Source organism: Methylobacterium sp. 37f (assembly GCF_023093475.1).
Lineage (GTDB): Bacteria > Pseudomonadota > Alphaproteobacteria > Rhizobiales > Beijerinckiaceae > Methylobacterium.
The window spans coordinates 39,143-53,898 of record NZ_JAGHKN010000036.1; the positions used below are offsets into that span (position 1 = coordinate 39,143).

Consider the following 14,756-nt stretch of genomic DNA (forward strand, 5'->3'; position numbering starts at 1 on the left):
TTCGTCCGGACATCCCGGGGTCGAAACGGGTTGCGCCGGTCCACCTTACGGGACGATCGGCTGCGTCCCGAGCAGCGGCAGCCAGGCTGCGAGCGCCAGAAGCGTAACCGCCAGTACGGGCGGGGTGATGACGAGCCCGACCCGCATGTACTGCCCCCACGTGATGGTCTGGCCTTTCGACGCCAGGACGTGCAGCCAGAGCAGGGTCGCCAGACTGCCGATGGGCGTAAGTTTCGGCCCGAGATCGCAGCCGATCAGGTTGGCGTAGATCATCAGCTCACCGGTCAGCGGTGTCAGGTCCGGGGCCTGCTGGATCGACAGCGCGCCGACCAGAACGCTCGGCATGTTGTTCATCACCGAGGACAGGATCGCGGCGGCAAACCCGGTGCCGAGCGTCGCGACCCAGGGGCCATGCCCGGCCAGCCACACGAGGCCCTTGGCCAGCGCGTCGGTCAGGCCGGCATTCCGCAGGCCATAGACCACGAGGTACATGCCGAGGCTGAACAGCACGATCTGCCAGGGCGCACCGGTGAGCACCTTGCGAATGGGAATGACCCGGCTGCGCAGCGCCAGACCGAGCAGCACCGCAGCGCCTGCACAGGTGACGACGGAGACCGGTACGCCGAGCGGTGCGGTGATGAAATAGGCGAGCAGGAGCAGGCCAAGCAGCGGAAAGGCGGCCTTGAACACGACCGGATCATGGATCGCGTCCCGAGGCGGTTCCAGTTCATCGACCGGGTACGTCGCTGGCAGGTCGCGTCGGTAATAGGCCCACAGCACCACCAAGGTGGCGGCCAGCGACACCAGGTTCACCGGGACCATCACGGCAGCGTAGCGGCCGAAGGTCACGTCGAAGAAGTTCGCCGAGACGATGTTGACGAGGTTCGAGATCACCAGCGGCAGGCTGGTGCTGTCCGCCACGAACCCGCAGGCGACGATGAAGGCCAGCGCCGCCGCCGGCTTGAAGTTCAGCCGGAGCAGGATGGCCAGCACGATCGGCGTCAGGAGCAGGGCCGCGCCATCGTTGGCGAACACCGCCGCGATGGCGGCACCGAGCAGAATGACCAGCGGGAACAGCAGCCGGCCCCGGCCGCCGCCCCAGCGGGCGATGTGCAGCGCCGCCCAGTGGAAGAAGCCGGCCTCGTCCAGCAGCAGCGAGATGATGATGAGTGCCACGAAGGTGAACGTGGCATCCCAGACGATCTGCCAGACCACCGGAATATCACCCGGCTGGATCACCCCCGTGGCGAGGGCGACCGCGGCACCGATCAGGGCGCTCCATCCGATCCCGAAGCCCCTGGGCTGCCAGATGACGAACACGAGGGTGACGAGGAAAATCGCAAGCGCGAGCATCGGCGAGGTTTCTTGTTGTGGTTGCAGGTGAGGCTCAGGCCGTCGCGATGCGCCGGCCGTGCTCGTCCACCACCCGCTCACCGTCTTCCTTGACGAATTCGCCCTGCTGGACCGGCAGGAGATGCAGCACGGCCTCGGACGGTCGGCACAGGGCGACGCCGCGCGGCGTGATCACCAGCGGGCGGTTGAGCAGGATCGGATGCGCCTCGACGGCATCCAGCAACTGCGCATCGGTCAGCGCCAAGTCGCCCAGGTTCAATTCCGCGTAGGGCGTGCCCGTCTCGCGCAGGACATCACGGACCGACAGGCCGGCACGGGAGAGCAGTTGCACCAGGAGCGCCCGTGCGGGCGGCGTCTTCAGGTACTCGATCACGTGCGGTTCGATGCCGGCGTTGCGGATCATCGCCAGGGTATTGCGGGACGTGCCGCAATCCGGGTTGTGGTAGATCACGACATCGAACGGGTCAGGCATCGTCGGCCTCTCCAGGTTGGCAGGGACAGGCGGCCAGCGCTCCGGTGATCTGGCCGCAGACTTCGGGGCGACCCTGGCAGCAGTCGCGCATGAGGAATTCGATCAGCCCCGAGAGGCCCGGATAGGCAGCGCTGTAGAGGATCGATCGCCCGTCCCGCCTGGCCTGGATCAGGCCGGCATGGAGAAGCTCCTTCACGTGGAAGGACAGGTTGGTGCCCGAAACTCCGACCGCCCCGGCAAGCGCCCCCGCCGACAGACCGGCCGGACCCGCGATGACCAACGCCCGCACGATGCGCAGGCGATGTTCCTGACCCAGAGCCGCGAAGGCCGCGAGGGCTTGCCGTTCGTCGATCATTCACACAATATCTCAACGATCATTGAAATGTAGAGGAGAGTCGTACCGTGGACAAGCCCGAACAGCCGTTCGCCGATGGTTTGCCGAACGTGAGCCCTGCGCATTTCGCGGTGCCGGTCCCGGCCGATCTTGCGGTGGCTCGGCCGTTCGCGCACGCCCCTCGGTTCCTGATCCTCTACGGCTCGCTGCGTCCGCGCTCGTTCAGCCGGTTCCTGGCCTACGAGGCGGCCCGGCTTCTGGAAGCGATGGGCGGTGAGGTGCGCCTCTACCATGCGCACGGGCTCCCCCTTCCCGACGATGACACCGCCGATCACCCGAAGGTGCAGGAACTGCGGCAGCTCTCGATCTGGTCCGAAGGCCACGTTTGGGTGACGCCCGAGCGGCACGGCAGCATGACCGGCGTCATGAAGAGCCAGATCGACTGGCTTCCCTTGAGCGAGGGCAGCGTGCGACCGACGCAGGGGCGCACCCTCGCGGTGATGCAGGTCTCAGGGGGGTCGCAATCGTTCAACGCGGTCAACAACCTGCGAATCCTCGGGCGCTGGATGCGGATGATCACCATCCCCAACCAGTCGTCGGTGCCGATGGCCTACACGGCGTTCGACGACGACGGCCGCATGAAGCCGGGGCCGCTCTACGAGCGGGTGGTCGATGTGTGCGAAGAGTTGATGAAGTTCACGCTCCTGACCCGAGAGCGCGCCGATTACTTGGTGGACCGCTACAGCGAGCGGAAGGACCGGGAGCCGGAGCGCCTGAGGGCAGTGGCGGCGGATGTCGGCTTCGGGAAGCGCTAGGGCCACGCCCCGGTAAACCCGATCGGTTGCACGGGCAGGCCCGGGCTCGAACCGGATGGTCCCGGACCTCGACCTTGGATTAAGAGACCGGCGGCCGAGCCGCGCGGGACGCGGGCGCCTCGCGCCGAACAAGGGACTGACATGGCATCCGGTCGCAGGCTTTCCGAACGCTGGTTCACGCTGTTCCTTTGGCTGGTCGCGCTCCTCTTCGCCTGGTTCCTGATCGGCCTCGGCTCCCTGGTGGTCGGCAACATGCCCCAGGTCGAGCATCGCTACACCCTGCAGCAGTTCCTCGACACCGAGGACGCGCGGCCGGCAGACGAGGCCCTGAAACAGATCCGCCGCGAGCAGGCCGACACCCTGCGCCAGGACGAACAGGACCAGCTCGCGCTGGAAGCCGCCCGCTCCGCCTCTCTCTCCGCACAGGAGACCTTCACCAACTGGCTCAAGACCCGCGATGCGACCCAGCGCGTCGACCAGGATCCCGGCCTCGTCGCCCGCACGCAGCAGCTCGATGCCCTGAAGGCGGCGGAGCGCGCCATTGAGGAGCGCCTGGAAGCCCGGGCCAGCGCGCGACTGACCCTGTCCGACCGGGAGGAAGCCCAGGAGAAGGTCGTCGGCGACCTGCGCGATGCGGCTCAGGCCCGGCTCGATGCCGCCGAGCGCGAGCAGGAGCTGCGTGTGTTCGGCTACCGGCTCGCCGTGACGCTGCCCCTGCTGATCCTCGCCGGATGGCTGCTGCTGAAGCGCCGGCGCACCCGCAACTGGCCCTTCGTCTGGGGCTTCGCGCTCGCGGCGATCTTCGGGTTCTTCGTCGAACTGGTGCCCTACCTCCCGAGCTATGGCGGCTATGTGCAGTACGGGGTCGGGGTGGTGCTCACCCTCGTGGCGGGCCGCGCCGCGATCACCGCGCTCCACGCCTACAACGAGCGCCAGAAGGCCGCCGAGCTGCGGCCGAATGCCGAGCGCCGGACCGAGATCGCCACCGATCAGGCTCTGCTGCGCCTCGCCAAGAAGGCCTGCCCCGGATGCGAACGGCCGATCGACCTCGCCAACCCAGAGGCGAATTTCTGCCCGCATTGCGGGATCGGCGTGTTCGAGCGCTGCCCCGCCTGCAGCCATCGCAAAAGCACTTTCGAGCGCTTCTGCTCGGCCTGCGGGACGCCAGCGGCCGAACCCGCCGGCGCGCCGGTCGGCGCCTGACGAGCGCACTTGCGGACGCGGCGCCCTCGGCGACAGTTGGGGACGGCCGGCGGAGGACGTCAAACAGGCTCTGAGCGCCACCTTCCCAAGCCTCGACCGGAAGGCAATTTCGACAACTCCCGGATACGGCGCTAAGCAGTCTTGAATGAGCCGTTGATTCTGGTCCAGGTCATTGATTTTGCAACATGCTATGTTGCCCACTCCCGCCGTGACCCCCGCATGAGTTCGCTTGGCGACCTAAACAGCGCGACCGCGATACCGACCTTCAGGATCGATGGTTACGCCCTTGGGGCGGATGTGGCGCTGAAGCAGTTCCAGGTCGCCGTCGAAGACGTGTTTTCGGTTGAGCGGACAGGCGAAGACGACCCCGTCGTCGTGGATCTGCTGAGCTGGCACCTCGGAAAAATGATGCTCGGCGTGTTTCGTGGCCCGCCCCTGATCTTCAGGCGATCGGCGGCGCTCGTGGCGACCAGTGGACTCGACCACATTCTCATTCAACTTTATCTCGAGGGCGGTTTCGTTGGCGCTACGCGCACGCGTTCGATCCGGGTCGCGGCGGGAGACATCTGCGTCTTCGATCTGAGCGACACGCTTGAGACCCGCAGTAGCTGTTTCGCCAACGTCAGCCTCCTGTTTCCACGCGACGAGTTTCGGCCCTTCCTGCAGGATTTCGGTCGATTGCATGGGGTCGTTCTCGCCGCCGGCGATCCGCTGACGGACCTCCTCGGGGAATACCTCCTGTCTCTGACAAGACGCGCCGCGCTGTTGAGCGTGCGCCAGGCCATGCTCGCGGCGGGGGCGACCGTCGCGCTGGCGGGTGCGGTTCTGGCGGGCCAGCCGGCGGACCATGATCGTCGAGTCGTTTGTGGTCAGCCCTCGGATTTACGCCGGATAGGCCACTACGTGGATGCCCATATCGCCGATCCCGACTTGAACGCGGCCCAGATCGCCAGCCACCTGGGCATCTCCCGCTCAGCTTTGTACCGGGCCTGCGAGTCTGCGGGCGGCGTAGCCAATCTGATTCGGCGCCGGAGGCTGACGGGCGCGGCGTTACAATTGGCGGATCCGATCAAACGCGAGCGGATCAGCGAGGTCGCCTGTCAGTGGGGCTTCGCCAGCGCCGCGGCCTTCGCGCGTGCGTTCCGAGAGGCGTTCGGCATTTCCCCGCGAAATGCGCGCGAGCGCGGAAACGCGCTGGTCGCAGCCCATACGGACGGCTTGGTTGACGCTCAGGGTTTCGCCAACTGGATGCGGTTGTTGCGCACGACCTGACAGCTTTCGGGTCTAGCGCATCTCGGCGACGATAGCCTCCGCCACCGCGCGCGGGTCCGCCGCCTGGGTGATGGGGCGGCCGACCACCACGTGGTCGATGCCGATGCGGCGCGCCTCTCCGGGCGTCATCACGCGCTTCTGGTCGCCGGCCTCGGCCCCCGCCGGCCGGATGCCCGGGGTGACGATGGCGCGGTCCGGCCCGATTCGCGTCCGCACCGCCGGCGCCTCGGCGGCGCTGCAGACGATGCCGTCGATGCCGATCTCGGCCGCCTGCGCGGCGCGGCGGGCGACGAGGTCGGCCACCGGCAGGGCATAGCCCGCCTCCGCCGCATCGGCATCGTCGTAGGAGGTCAGGACCGTGACGGCGAGAATCCGGGGGCCGCTCGCGCCCCGGCCCCGGATCGCCGCCCGCATGGTCTGCGGATAGGCGTGAACGGTAAGGAAGGTGGCGCCGAGGTCGGTGAGGGCGCGCACCCCCTCCTCCACGGTGTTGCCGATGTCGTGGAGCTTCAGGTCGAGGAACACCTTGCGGCCGCTGGCGGCGAGGCGCGGCACCAGGGCGAGACCGCCCGCATAGGCGAGCCGGTAGCCGATCTTGTAGAAGGTCGCCGCATCGCCGATCCGGTCGACGAGGCGCTCGGCCTCGTCCACGCTTGCCACGTCGAGGGCGACGATCAGGCGGTCGCGCGAGTCCAGCAGGGCGGTCATGGGTCTCTCCGGTTTCGCAGCGAGCGATCCCGCGCGCTGGCCCTCGTGTCAACGGGGCGCCATCGCGCGCGCCACTTCCGCCTTCAGGACGGGCAGCAGCTCCGTTTCGAACCACGGATTGGCCTTGAGCCAGCCGCTGTTGCGCCAGGACGGATGGGGCAGCGGCAGCACCCGCGGCGTACCCGGGCTTCCCAGAACCTCGCGCCAGCGCCGGACGGTGTCGGTGAGGCCGGCCTTCGATCGGCCGAGATGCCAGGCTTGCGCGTATTGGCCGATCACCAGGATCAGTTCGAGCTTCGGCAGCCCGGCGAACAGCTCTGTCCGCCAGCGTTCCGCGCATTCGCGTCGCGGCGGCTTGTCCCCGCCCTTGGCGTCGTAGCCCGGAAAGCATGCGCCCATGGGCACGATGGCGAGGCGGCGCGCATCGTAGAACGCCGCCTCGTCGAGGCCGAGCCAATCGCGCAGGCGGGTGCCCGACGGGTCCATGAACGGGATGCCGCTCTGGTCCGCGCGGTTGCCCGGCGCCTGACTCGCGACGCAGAGCCGGGCCGAGGCGAGCCCCTGCACGATGGGACGCGGCTCCTGCGGCAGGGGAGCGCCGTAGAGGGGAGCGTCACGGCAGATCCGGCAGGCCCGCAGGCGCGCCACCGTGACGTCGAAGGCGGTTTCGGCGGGGGCGATCTCGGGGGCGGCGATCTCGGCGCAATCGGTTTCGGGAAGCATGATGCCCACCGAGATAGGCGGCCCCTCCCCCGACGGCGAGGGGCCGTGTCGTCGCTCCGGCTCGGCTCAGGCGCCCTTGAGGCCGCTGAGGTCGAGGGGCAGCGAGCGTAGGCGCTGGCCGGTGGCGGCGAAGATCGCGTTCGAGATCGCCGGGGCGATCACCGGTACGCCGGGCTCGCCGATGCCGGTGGGCGCGGCTGTCGAGGGCACGATATGGACCTCGACCACCGGCATCTCGCTCATGCGGGTCGGCTCGTAGGCGTCGTAGTTCTTCTCCTGCACCACGCCGTCCTTGAGCGTGATCCTGTTGCGCAGGACCGACGACAGGGCGAAGCCGACCGCGCCCTCGACCTGAGCGCGGATCACGTCCGGGTTGACCGCGACGCCCACATCGACCGCCGCCACGATGCGGTTGACCTTCACCTTGGCATCCTCGGCCGTGACATCGGCCACCATGGCGACGTAGGAGCCGAAGGATTCGTGCGCCGCGACGCCGAGGCCGCGGTTCTTGTCGGTCGTCTTCTTCGGGTCCCAGCCGGCCTTCTCGGCTGCCAGCTTCAGGGTGGCGGAAAGGCGCGGGGCGCCACCCAGCAACCCGAGGCGGTAAGCCACCGGATCGGCGCCGGCCGCGTGAGCGAGCTCGTCGATGAACACCTCCATCGCCTGGGCAGTGTGGGTGTGACCGACCGAGCGCCACCACAGCACCGGCACGCCCTCGCGGGCGTTGTGGACCTCGAAGCGGTAGGCCGGCAGCGCATAGGGCGTATCGGAGGCGCCCTCGACGGTGGTCGCGTCGATGCCGTCCTTGACGATCATGGTCTCGAAGGCGGTGCCGATCATGATCGACTTGCCGATGGTCCGGTGCTCCCAGCCGGTGATCCCGCCCTTGGCGTCGAGGCCGGCGCGCAGGCGATGAACCACCATCGGCCGGTAGAAGCCGCCGGCCATGTCGTCCTCGCGGGTCCAGACCAGATGGACCGGCGCCTTGCCGCCCGTCGCCCGGACGATCGAAGCCGTCTCGGCGAAGTAGTCGGCGCTCGGCGTCGCGCGCCGGCCGAACGAACCGCCGGCCCACTGGGTGTGCAGCCGAACCTTGTCGGTGGTCACTCCGAGATTGGCCGCCACCACGGCCTGCTCGATGGTCTGGAGCTGGCAACCGGCGAAAACGTCGTAGGTGCCGTCCGAGGCTTTCTCGATGGTGGCGTTGAGGGGCTCGAGCGCCGCATGGGCGAGATACGGGAAGGTGAACTCGGCCTCCAGCACCTTGGCCGAGCCCGCGATGGCGCCGGCGGCATCGCCCTTCTGCGAGGCGACGAGGCCCGGCGTGTCGAGGCGCTTGCGATGATCGGCCAGGATCGCGTCAGAGGAGCGGGTCTCGGCGGCGCTGTCGTCCCAGGTGAGCTTGAGGGCGTCGCGGCCCTTCATCGCCGACCAGGTATCCTTGGCGAGCACGGCGACGCCGGTCGGGATCGTCACCACGTCGACCACGCCCGCGACCGCGCGGGCGGCCGTGTCGTCGACGGTCTTCACGGTGCCGCCGAAGCGCGGCGAATGGGCGACCACCGCGGTGAGCTGGCCGGGGCGGCGGATATCGAGGGAGTAGATCGCGGTGCCGTCGGTCTTGGCCGTCGAATCGAGGCGCGCCACCTTCTTGCCGATGAGGGTGAACTGGCTCGCCTCCTTCAGGCGGGGCTCCTTCGGCACCGGCTGGGCGGCGGCGGCTTCCGCCAGTTCGCCGAAGCGGGCCTGCCGGTTCGACGCGGCGTGGCGCACGGTGCCGGACGCGACCGTGATCTCCGAGGGCGGGACCTTCCAGCGCTCGGCCGCCGCGGACACCAGCATGGCCCGGGCGGCCGCACCCGCCTTGCGGAGCTGGACCCAGGAATTGGCGATGGCGGTGGAGCCGCCGGTGCCCTGGACCGGGCCGAAGGCGAAGTTGTTGTAGAGCGTGGCATCGGCCGGCGCGAAGGTGGTGCGGATGGTGGCCCAATCCGCGTCGAGCTCGTCCGCCAGGATGGTGGCGAGGCCGGTGGTGTTGCCCTGGCCCATGTCGAGGTGCTTGATCACCACCGTCACGGTGTCGTCGGCGGCGATGCGCACGAAGGCGTTGGGTTGGGCCGGCAGGCCCGACAGGTCGGGACCCGCGGCGGCCTTGGCGAACTTCGCCGGATCGAGGGTGAAGCCGATGACGAGGGCACCGGCGGCCACGGCGCCCCCGCCGAGGAATGCGCGGCGGGAGGGCACGGGCGGCGTGGCCTGACGGACCTTCAGCATGGGGGGCTCCAGTTCAGACGCGGGATCGAGAGAGAATCGGACGGATCGAAGGCTTGAACCCCCGCTCAGGCGAGGGTGCGGGCCGCTTCGTGAATGGCCGCGCGGATGCGCTGGTAGGTGCCGCAGCGGCAGACGTTGCCGTCCATGGCGCCGTCGATGTCGGCATCTGTCGGCTTCGCGTTTTCGGACAGGAGGCCGATCGCCGACATGATCTGGCCGGACTGGCAATAGCCGCACTGGACCACGTCGAGGCCGCGCCAGGCGGTGCGTACCGCCTCAGCGACCTTGCCGGAGACACCCTCGATCGTGGTGATCTTGGCCTCTCCGATATCGCCGATCCGGGTCTGGCAGGCGCGAACCGGCTGTCCGTCGAGATGGACCGTACAGGCACCGCACTGCGCGATGCCGCAACCGTACTTCGTGCCGGTCTGATTCAGATGATCGCGCAAAGCCCAGAGGAGCGGCATGTCGGGATCGGCATCAACCTGATGGGCGACCCCGTTGACGGTGAGTTTCAGCATCCCGACCTCCCGATGCACAGTTTGGAATGAGGCTAATCCTTGCCGCGGCGTAACCATGTGCGCCAGCACACGATCGCGAAGTCGATCCTGTGCGGCTCGATCCTGGATCAAGGTCGTGAGGGGCCGCCGACGTCCCTCCGAACAACAGTGGACGGCCGGGAAATTCCGACAATTCGGCCGGTTCCGGCAGGCCCTTCTTAACACATGCCCAGCAGTCTCGGACGTCGCGTATCCCGGCCTCTCGGCGGTCCCGACATCGACCGCGACGCCTCCCCGAATCCTCAAGACGGTGATGACCGACCTGACTGCGGAAATGATTCAGCGTGGCCGCGGGCCCTCCGCACAGGAGGTGGCCCGTCGTCGCGAAGTCGCGCGCGACATGCGCTCGGCCCGGGAGAAGCTCACCTCGACGAGTGGGTTGGAACGCGCCTTCGATTACGAACTGATCCGGGTCTATGCGCAGTACCGTTCGGGAGCGGTGATCCCGTTGGCGCTGCTGGGCCTCCTGGTCGCCGGCGTCGCGTCGATCTGGGTGCAGCCGATCGTGGCGGGAGCCTGGGGCCTGTGCCTTCTGGCGACGGTGGCGCTCTCCAAGCTGCTGACGCGCCGCTTTCTGGCGCAGGACCCGGCCACGGTCTCCGTGCGGCGCTGGCGCCGGGCGTTCATGACGGCGGAATTCCTGCAGAGCACCGCCTGGGCGATGATGGTCCTGGTCGGCGCCCTGGGCGCGCGCACCTTCGTGCTGTTCGGCCTCGTCATCGTGGCCGCCAAAGCGACCATGCTGGCCGCGACCCTGCCGGCCGCCGCCTGTGCGGCGCTGGTGCCGCTCTGCATCGCCGCGCTGTCGCTCCTGGCGGTGTCGCAGGACATGAACACCATGCTGCTGGTGACCATGGTGGTCGTCGCGCAGCTGTTCTTCCTGGGGCTCGGACGCCGCGTCTACGCCTCGACGGTCGAGGCTCTGCAATCGCACGCCGAAAAAGACTCGATTTTCGGCGAGCTGGAACAGGCCAAGGCCAATTCCGACGAGGCCCGGCGCCGCGCAGAGGAGGCCAATCTGGCCAAATCACGCTTCCTCGCCACCATGAGCCACGAGCTGCGCACGCCGCTCAACGCCATCCTGGGCTTCTCGGAGGTGATGAAGAACGAGGTGTTCGGCGCCCATGTGGCGGCCTCGTACAAGGAATACGCCTCCGACATTCACGACAGCGGGCTGCACCTCCTCAACCTCATCAACGAGATCCTCGACCTCTCGCGCATCGAGGCCGGACGCTACGAACTCAACGAGGAAGCGGTCCAGCTCGGCCATGCGGTCGAGGAGTGCCGCCACATGATGGGCCTGCGCGCGCGCGGCAAGCACCAGATGATCCAGGAGTTCATCGATGATAGCCTGCCCCGGCTCTGGGCCGACGAGCGGGCGTTGCGCCAAATCGTGCTGAACCTCCTGTCGAACGCGGTAAAATTCACGCCCCCAGGCGGCGAGATCACCATCAAGGTCGGCTGGACCTCGTCGGGCGGCCAGTATGTCAGCGTCAAGGACAGCGGGCCGGGCATCCCCGAGGACGAGATCGGCACCGTGATGTCGTCGTTCGGACGCGGATCGCTGGCGATCAAGACGGCCGAACAGGGCTCGGGCCTCGGTCTGCCCATCGTGAAGGGCCTGATCGACCTGCACGGCGGCAACTTTCAGCTCAAGTCGAAGCCGCGCGAGGGCACCGAGGTCATCGTGATCTTCCCGGCGAGCCGGGTGATGGAGACCCTGCCGGCCCTGGAAGTGCCCGGAGAATCCCCGGCGGCTCCCGCCGAGAAGCGGGCCCGTGCCGCCTGAAGGCGGTGCCGCCTGAAGCCGGCGCCGTTCAGAGCCGGCGCCGCCCTGGAAGCGGCTCAGCCAGCGCTACGCTCCGACACCCCGGCCTGGGCGAACGTCGCCATGTCGCGGTGGCAGGCGAGCGCGCCCTTGAGGAGACCGAGGGCAAGGGCCGCGCCAGAGGCCTCGCCGAGGCGCATGCCGAGCGCCAGCAGCGGCACGAGGCCGAGGCGCTCGAGCACGTCCGCATGGGCGCCCTCGGCCGAGACGTGGCCTGCGAGGCAATGGTCGAGCAGCGACGGGTCGAGGGCGTGCAGGATGGCGGCGGCGGCGGTCGCCACGTAGCCGTCGAGGATGACCGGCACCCGCTGCAGGCGCGCGGCCAGGATCGCCCCCGCGATGGCGGCGATCTCGCGGCCTCCGAGGCGGGCCAGGATCTCCAGCGGATCGTCGAGATGGCCGGCATGATGGGCGAGTGCGGCCTCCACCGCCGCGACCTTGCGGGCGAGCCCGGCCGCGTCGACGCCGGTACCGCGCCCGACCCAATGCGCCGCGTCGCCGCCATAGAGGGCCGCGTAGATCGCCGCCGCCACGGTGGTGTTGCCGATGCCCATCTCGCCGAGCGCGAGGCAATCGGTGCCGGCGGCCACCGCCTCCATGCCGAACGCCATGGTGGCGACGCAGGCTTTCTCGTCGAAGGCGGCCTGCATGGTGATGTCCCCGGTGGGCATGTCGATGGCGAGGTCGAACACCTTGAAGCCGAGGCCGTAGGCGGCGCAGATCTGGTTGATCGCCGCACCGCCGGCGGCGAAATTGTCGAGCATCTGGCGGTTCACCGCGTCCGGAAAGGCCGAGACGCCCCGGGCGGTAACGCCGTGGCTGCCGGCGAAGACGCAGACCAGCGGGCGATCGAGGGTCGGCTGGCCCTTGGCCTGCCAAGCAGCCAGCCAGGATACGAGGTGCTCCAGGCGTCCGAGGGCGCCGGCCGGCTTCGTCAGGGTGGCGTCGCGCTCGGCCACCATCGCCACCGCGTCCCGGTCCGGCCCCGGCAGGGTCTCGACGAGGCGGCGGATATCGCTGAACGGGGTGGTGGCGTCGGTCATGAGGCAATTCCGGTGGCCGGCCCCGGCGCCAGGATGGCGGGCCGCCCGTTGCGGCAGCTATAACGGGCGCGACGCGGGTGGTGAAGGCAAGGCAGGATCGCGATGAACGAGGAGGCCGAACCCGCTTTTCCGGGGGCCCGCCTGGCCTACGACCTCGCCGGGTGCCTGCGCTTCTATTCCCGCCTGCCGGTGCCGCGGCTGCCCGGCGAGGGAGACCCGCACGCGGTGCCGGATTTCCGCTCCCTGCCCCGGATGCTGCCGCTCGCCGGCCTGATCCTCGGCCTGCCCGGTGCCGGGGTTCTGCTCGGGGCCTGGGGGCTCGGCCTCGGGCCGTTCCTGGCGGCAAGTCTGGCGGTGACGGCGGGCGTCCTGGTGACGGGCGCGCTGCACGAGGATGGGCTGGCGGATGTCGCCGACGGCTTCGGCGGCGGAGCGAACCCGGCCCGCCGCCTGGAGATCATGCGCGACAGCCGCATCGGCGCCTATGGGGGCGTCGCCCTGATGCTGTCGCTGGCCCTGCGCATCGGCGCATTGGCGACGCTCCTCGATCGGGTCGGGTCTCTGGCCGCTCTCGCCCTGGTGCTGGCCGCCGCCCTGTCGCGCAGCGCCGCCTTGGCGCCCCTGGCGCTCCTGGCGCCGGCCCGGCCGGGGGGCGCCGGCGCCTCCGTCGGCCGTCCGAGCCGGGAAACCCTGGCCACCGCGACGGCCCTCGCGCTCGCGCTCACGCTGGCGGCTCTCGCCCTCGGGCTGCCGCCCTGGGGCGGCGGCCTGATGATCGGCCTCGGCCTCGCCGCCGCCCTGGGCGTCACCGCCCTGGCGCAGCGCCAGATCGGCGGCCAGACCGGGGATGTGGTCGGGGCTGCCCAGCAGGCGGCGGAGATCGCGGCGCTGCTCGGGCTGCTGGCGGCGATCCCCGCCTGACGGCGGCCGGGCTTGATCGCGTCGCCCCGGCCCGTCATGGACAGGGGCGATGACCCAGACCCGTCCCAAACCCTCCAGTCCCTGCACCAAGCTCTGCCTTCTCGATGCCGCGACCGGCCTGTGCGAGGGCTGTGGCCGCACGCGCGACGAGATCGCCCTGTGGGGCTCCCTCTCCGAGATGCAGCGGCGGGCCGTGATGGCCACCCTGGAGGCGCGGCTGGGCGCCGCCTTCCCGGCGCGTGTCCCCTCCCCGGCCGCCTCATGATGGCCCTCGGCCTGATCCTCCTGGGCGGTGCCCTCGCGGTCCTGCTGTTCTCGGACGACACCCAGCGCATCGTCGGCATGGAGCCCGACCAGTTCGCCCAATTGGCCATGAGCGCCGGGCTCCTTGCCGTGGTGGCGGCCGGCTTCTGGCACCAGTTCCGGGGCCGCATGCGCGCCAACCTCACGGCCCTCCTGATCTGGGGCGCCCTCGGCGCGGCACTGGTGGCCGGCTACGCCTATCGCGACGAGGCCCGGGTCATCGGCGACCGGATGCTCGGGGCGGTACGGCCCGGCAGCGCCGTCACGGGCCCGAACGGCACCGTGACGATCACCCGGCGCTCGGACGGCAATTTTCACGTCCGGGCCGAGGTGAACGGTCAGCCTCAGGGATTCCAGTTCGACACCGGGGCGAGTTCCGTCGTCCTCACCGCCGAGAGTGCGGCCGCCCTCGGCCTCCGGCCGGCGGAATCGGAGTTCGGCGTCCGGGTCTCGACAGCCAACGGCGTCACGGTCGCGGCGCCGGCCTTCCTCGACAGCCTCCGGGTCGGCGCCATCGTCGAGCGCCGCGTCCCGGCCCTGATCAGCCGCCCGGGCGCCCTGCGCGAAAATCTCCTGGGCATGAGTTTCCTCGACCGGCTGGCCTCGTTCGAGGTCCGGGGCGACCGGTTGGTGCTGCGCGGCCGCTGACGTTTTCGCGGAACGAGGACGCCGCCCGGCCGAGCGGGCGGCGTCCTGTCTCTCAGACCCTGTGGGTCGCCTGTCAGAACCGGTAGGTGAAGTTGCCCTTGACGGCGTGGTCCTGGGCGCGTTCGCCGACCTGGCCGGTATAGGCCACCCCCAGGGTGGTGGCGCGGCCCAGCCGCACGTCGAGGCCGGCCTGCGCCACCAGGGCGTCGCGGCTGATCGGCGTGCCCGCCGTCAGGAAGCCCGGACCGGCGCCGAAGCTGAGGAGCGCCTTCGGCACCACCTCGCCGTAGGCCCGGCGG

General features: G+C 69.6%; 16 protein-coding genes. 7 read left to right on the plus strand and 9 right to left on the minus strand.

The features are described from left to right. Positions 1–45 precede the first annotated feature (45 nt). The 3 genes from J7U37_RS19865 to J7U37_RS19875 are packed head-to-tail and all read right to left on the minus strand — an operon-like array spanning position 46 to position 2,180. Positions 46–1,353, minus strand: coding sequence for an arsenic transporter (locus tag J7U37_RS19865; RefSeq protein WP_247636823.1), 1,308 nt, complete (start codon positions 1,351–1,353; stop codon positions 46–48). A 34-nt stretch (positions 1,354–1,387) separates the two neighbouring features. Further along, complete coding sequence (gene arsC, locus J7U37_RS19870; RefSeq protein ID WP_247636824.1) at positions 1,388–1,825, minus strand: arsenate reductase (glutaredoxin); 438 nt, start codon at positions 1,823–1,825, stop codon at positions 1,388–1,390. Next, on the minus strand, positions 1,818–2,180 hold the full coding sequence (locus tag J7U37_RS19875) for a metalloregulator ArsR/SmtB family transcription factor (protein ID WP_247636825.1): 363 nt from the start codon (positions 2,178–2,180) through the stop codon (positions 1,818–1,820). The genes arsC and J7U37_RS19875 overlap by 8 nt, the downstream gene beginning before the upstream one ends. 47 nt (positions 2,181–2,227) lie before the next feature. On the opposite strand from J7U37_RS19875, the gene arsH reads away from it, so the two are divergent. The 3 genes from arsH to J7U37_RS19890 all read left to right on the plus strand — a co-directional run bounded on the left by arsH (position 2,228) and on the right by J7U37_RS19890 (position 5,449). Then, entirely contained in the window at positions 2,228–2,974 is a 747-nt protein-coding gene (arsH, locus tag J7U37_RS19880; RefSeq protein ID WP_247636826.1) for an arsenical resistance protein ArsH, read from the plus strand. 141 nt (positions 2,975–3,115) lie between these two features. Beyond that, positions 3,116–4,177: a zinc ribbon domain-containing protein gene (locus tag J7U37_RS19885; RefSeq protein WP_056488341.1), complete on the plus strand. Its 1,062-nt coding sequence runs from the start codon at positions 3,116–3,118 to the stop codon at positions 4,175–4,177. Positions 4,178–4,396: 219 nt separating this feature from the next. Further along, positions 4,397–5,449 (plus strand): helix-turn-helix domain-containing protein, encoded by a 1,053-nt coding sequence (locus tag J7U37_RS19890; RefSeq protein ID WP_247636827.1) that lies wholly within the window; start codon positions 4,397–4,399, stop codon positions 5,447–5,449. A 12-nt stretch (positions 5,450–5,461) separates the two neighbouring features. Here the strand turns inward: J7U37_RS19890 and pyrF are convergent, their stop codons facing one another. The 4 genes from pyrF to J7U37_RS19910 form a co-directional block, all read right to left on the minus strand. Next, a complete protein-coding gene (gene pyrF / locus J7U37_RS19895; protein ID WP_247636828.1) occupies positions 5,462–6,157 on the minus strand; it encodes an orotidine-5'-phosphate decarboxylase in 696 nt (231 codons plus the stop codon). Between the two features lie 48 nt (positions 6,158–6,205). Next, the gene (locus tag J7U37_RS19900) at positions 6,206–6,880 is read right to left on the minus strand and encodes a uracil-DNA glycosylase family protein (protein WP_247636829.1); all 675 of its coding nucleotides are present in this window, start codon (positions 6,878–6,880) and stop codon (positions 6,206–6,208) included. Positions 6,881–6,946: 66 nt separating this feature from the next. Beyond that, positions 6,947–9,154 carry a xanthine dehydrogenase family protein molybdopterin-binding subunit gene (locus tag J7U37_RS19905; RefSeq protein WP_247636830.1) on the minus strand — a complete coding sequence of 736 codons (2,208 nt, stop codon included), beginning with the start codon at positions 9,152–9,154 and terminating at the stop codon, positions 6,947–6,949. 65 nt (positions 9,155–9,219) lie between these two features. Then, on the minus strand, positions 9,220–9,675 hold the full coding sequence (locus J7U37_RS19910; protein WP_056184965.1) for a (2Fe-2S)-binding protein: 456 nt from the start codon (positions 9,673–9,675) through the stop codon (positions 9,220–9,222). 292 nt (positions 9,676–9,967) lie between these two features. On the opposite strand from J7U37_RS19910, the gene J7U37_RS19915 reads away from it, so the two are divergent. Next, positions 9,968–11,503 (plus strand): HAMP domain-containing sensor histidine kinase, encoded by a 1,536-nt coding sequence (locus J7U37_RS19915; protein WP_056488426.1) that lies wholly within the window; start codon positions 9,968–9,970, stop codon positions 11,501–11,503. Between the two features lie 56 nt (positions 11,504–11,559). Here J7U37_RS19915 and cobT read toward each other — a convergent pair whose 3' ends face one another. Then, positions 11,560–12,585, minus strand: coding sequence for a nicotinate-nucleotide--dimethylbenzimidazole phosphoribosyltransferase (cobT, locus tag J7U37_RS19920; protein ID WP_247636831.1), 1,026 nt, complete (start codon positions 12,583–12,585; stop codon positions 11,560–11,562). 102 nt (positions 12,586–12,687) lie between these two features. Here cobT and cobS point away from each other — a divergent pair, with 102 nt between their 5' ends. From cobS to J7U37_RS19935, 3 genes are read left to right on the plus strand one after another with little or no spacing between them, the layout of a single operon-like run. Then, positions 12,688–13,506: an adenosylcobinamide-GDP ribazoletransferase gene (gene cobS, locus J7U37_RS19925; RefSeq protein ID WP_056184960.1), complete on the plus strand. Its 819-nt coding sequence runs from the start codon at positions 12,688–12,690 to the stop codon at positions 13,504–13,506. Positions 13,507–13,555: 49 nt separating this feature from the next. Continuing rightward, positions 13,556–13,771: a DUF1289 domain-containing protein gene (locus J7U37_RS19930; protein WP_247636832.1), complete on the plus strand. Its 216-nt coding sequence runs from the start codon at positions 13,556–13,558 to the stop codon at positions 13,769–13,771. Beyond that, positions 13,768–14,457: a TIGR02281 family clan AA aspartic protease gene (locus J7U37_RS19935; protein WP_247636833.1), complete on the plus strand. Its 690-nt coding sequence runs from the start codon at positions 13,768–13,770 to the stop codon at positions 14,455–14,457. Before J7U37_RS19930 ends, J7U37_RS19935 begins: the two co-directional genes overlap by 4 nt. A 73-nt stretch (positions 14,458–14,530) precedes the next feature. Here J7U37_RS19935 and J7U37_RS19940 read toward each other — a convergent pair. Then, a partial coding sequence (locus J7U37_RS19940) for an autotransporter outer membrane beta-barrel domain-containing protein (protein WP_247636834.1) occupies positions 14,531–14,756 on the minus strand: 226 nt, incomplete at its 5' end.

Excerpts from the sequence above, each read along its gene's own strand:
- J7U37_RS19865 (WP_247636823.1), bottom strand. The coding sequence starts at position 1,353 with ATGCTCGCGCTTGCGATTTTCCTCGTCACCCTCGTGTTCGTCATCTGG.
- arsC (WP_247636824.1), bottom strand. The coding sequence starts at position 1,825 with ATGCCTGACCCGTTCGATGTCGTGATCTACCACAACCCGGATTGCGGC.
- J7U37_RS19875 (WP_247636825.1), bottom strand. The coding sequence starts at position 2,180 with ATGATCGACGAACGGCAAGCCCTCGCGGCCTTCGCGGCTCTGGGTCAG.
- J7U37_RS19885 (WP_056488341.1), top strand. The coding sequence starts at position 3,116 with ATGGCATCCGGTCGCAGGCTTTCCGAACGCTGGTTCACGCTGTTCCTT.
- J7U37_RS19890 (WP_247636827.1), top strand. The coding sequence starts at position 4,397 with ATGAGTTCGCTTGGCGACCTAAACAGCGCGACCGCGATACCGACCTTC.
- pyrF (WP_247636828.1), bottom strand. The coding sequence starts at position 6,157 with ATGACCGCCCTGCTGGACTCGCGCGACCGCCTGATCGTCGCCCTCGAC.
- J7U37_RS19900 (WP_247636829.1), bottom strand. The coding sequence starts at position 6,880 with ATGCTTCCCGAAACCGATTGCGCCGAGATCGCCGCCCCCGAGATCGCC.
- J7U37_RS19905 (WP_247636830.1), bottom strand. The coding sequence starts at position 9,154 with ATGCTGAAGGTCCGTCAGGCCACGCCGCCCGTGCCCTCCCGCCGCGCA.
- J7U37_RS19910 (WP_056184965.1), bottom strand. The coding sequence starts at position 9,675 with ATGCTGAAACTCACCGTCAACGGGGTCGCCCATCAGGTTGATGCCGAT.
- J7U37_RS19915 (WP_056488426.1), top strand. The coding sequence starts at position 9,968 with ATGACCGACCTGACTGCGGAAATGATTCAGCGTGGCCGCGGGCCCTCC.
- cobT (WP_247636831.1), bottom strand. The coding sequence starts at position 12,585 with ATGACCGACGCCACCACCCCGTTCAGCGATATCCGCCGCCTCGTCGAG.
- cobS (WP_056184960.1), top strand. The coding sequence starts at position 12,688 with ATGAACGAGGAGGCCGAACCCGCTTTTCCGGGGGCCCGCCTGGCCTAC.
- J7U37_RS19930 (WP_247636832.1), top strand. The coding sequence starts at position 13,556 with ATGACCCAGACCCGTCCCAAACCCTCCAGTCCCTGCACCAAGCTCTGC.
- J7U37_RS19935 (WP_247636833.1), top strand. The coding sequence starts at position 13,768 with ATGATGGCCCTCGGCCTGATCCTCCTGGGCGGTGCCCTCGCGGTCCTG.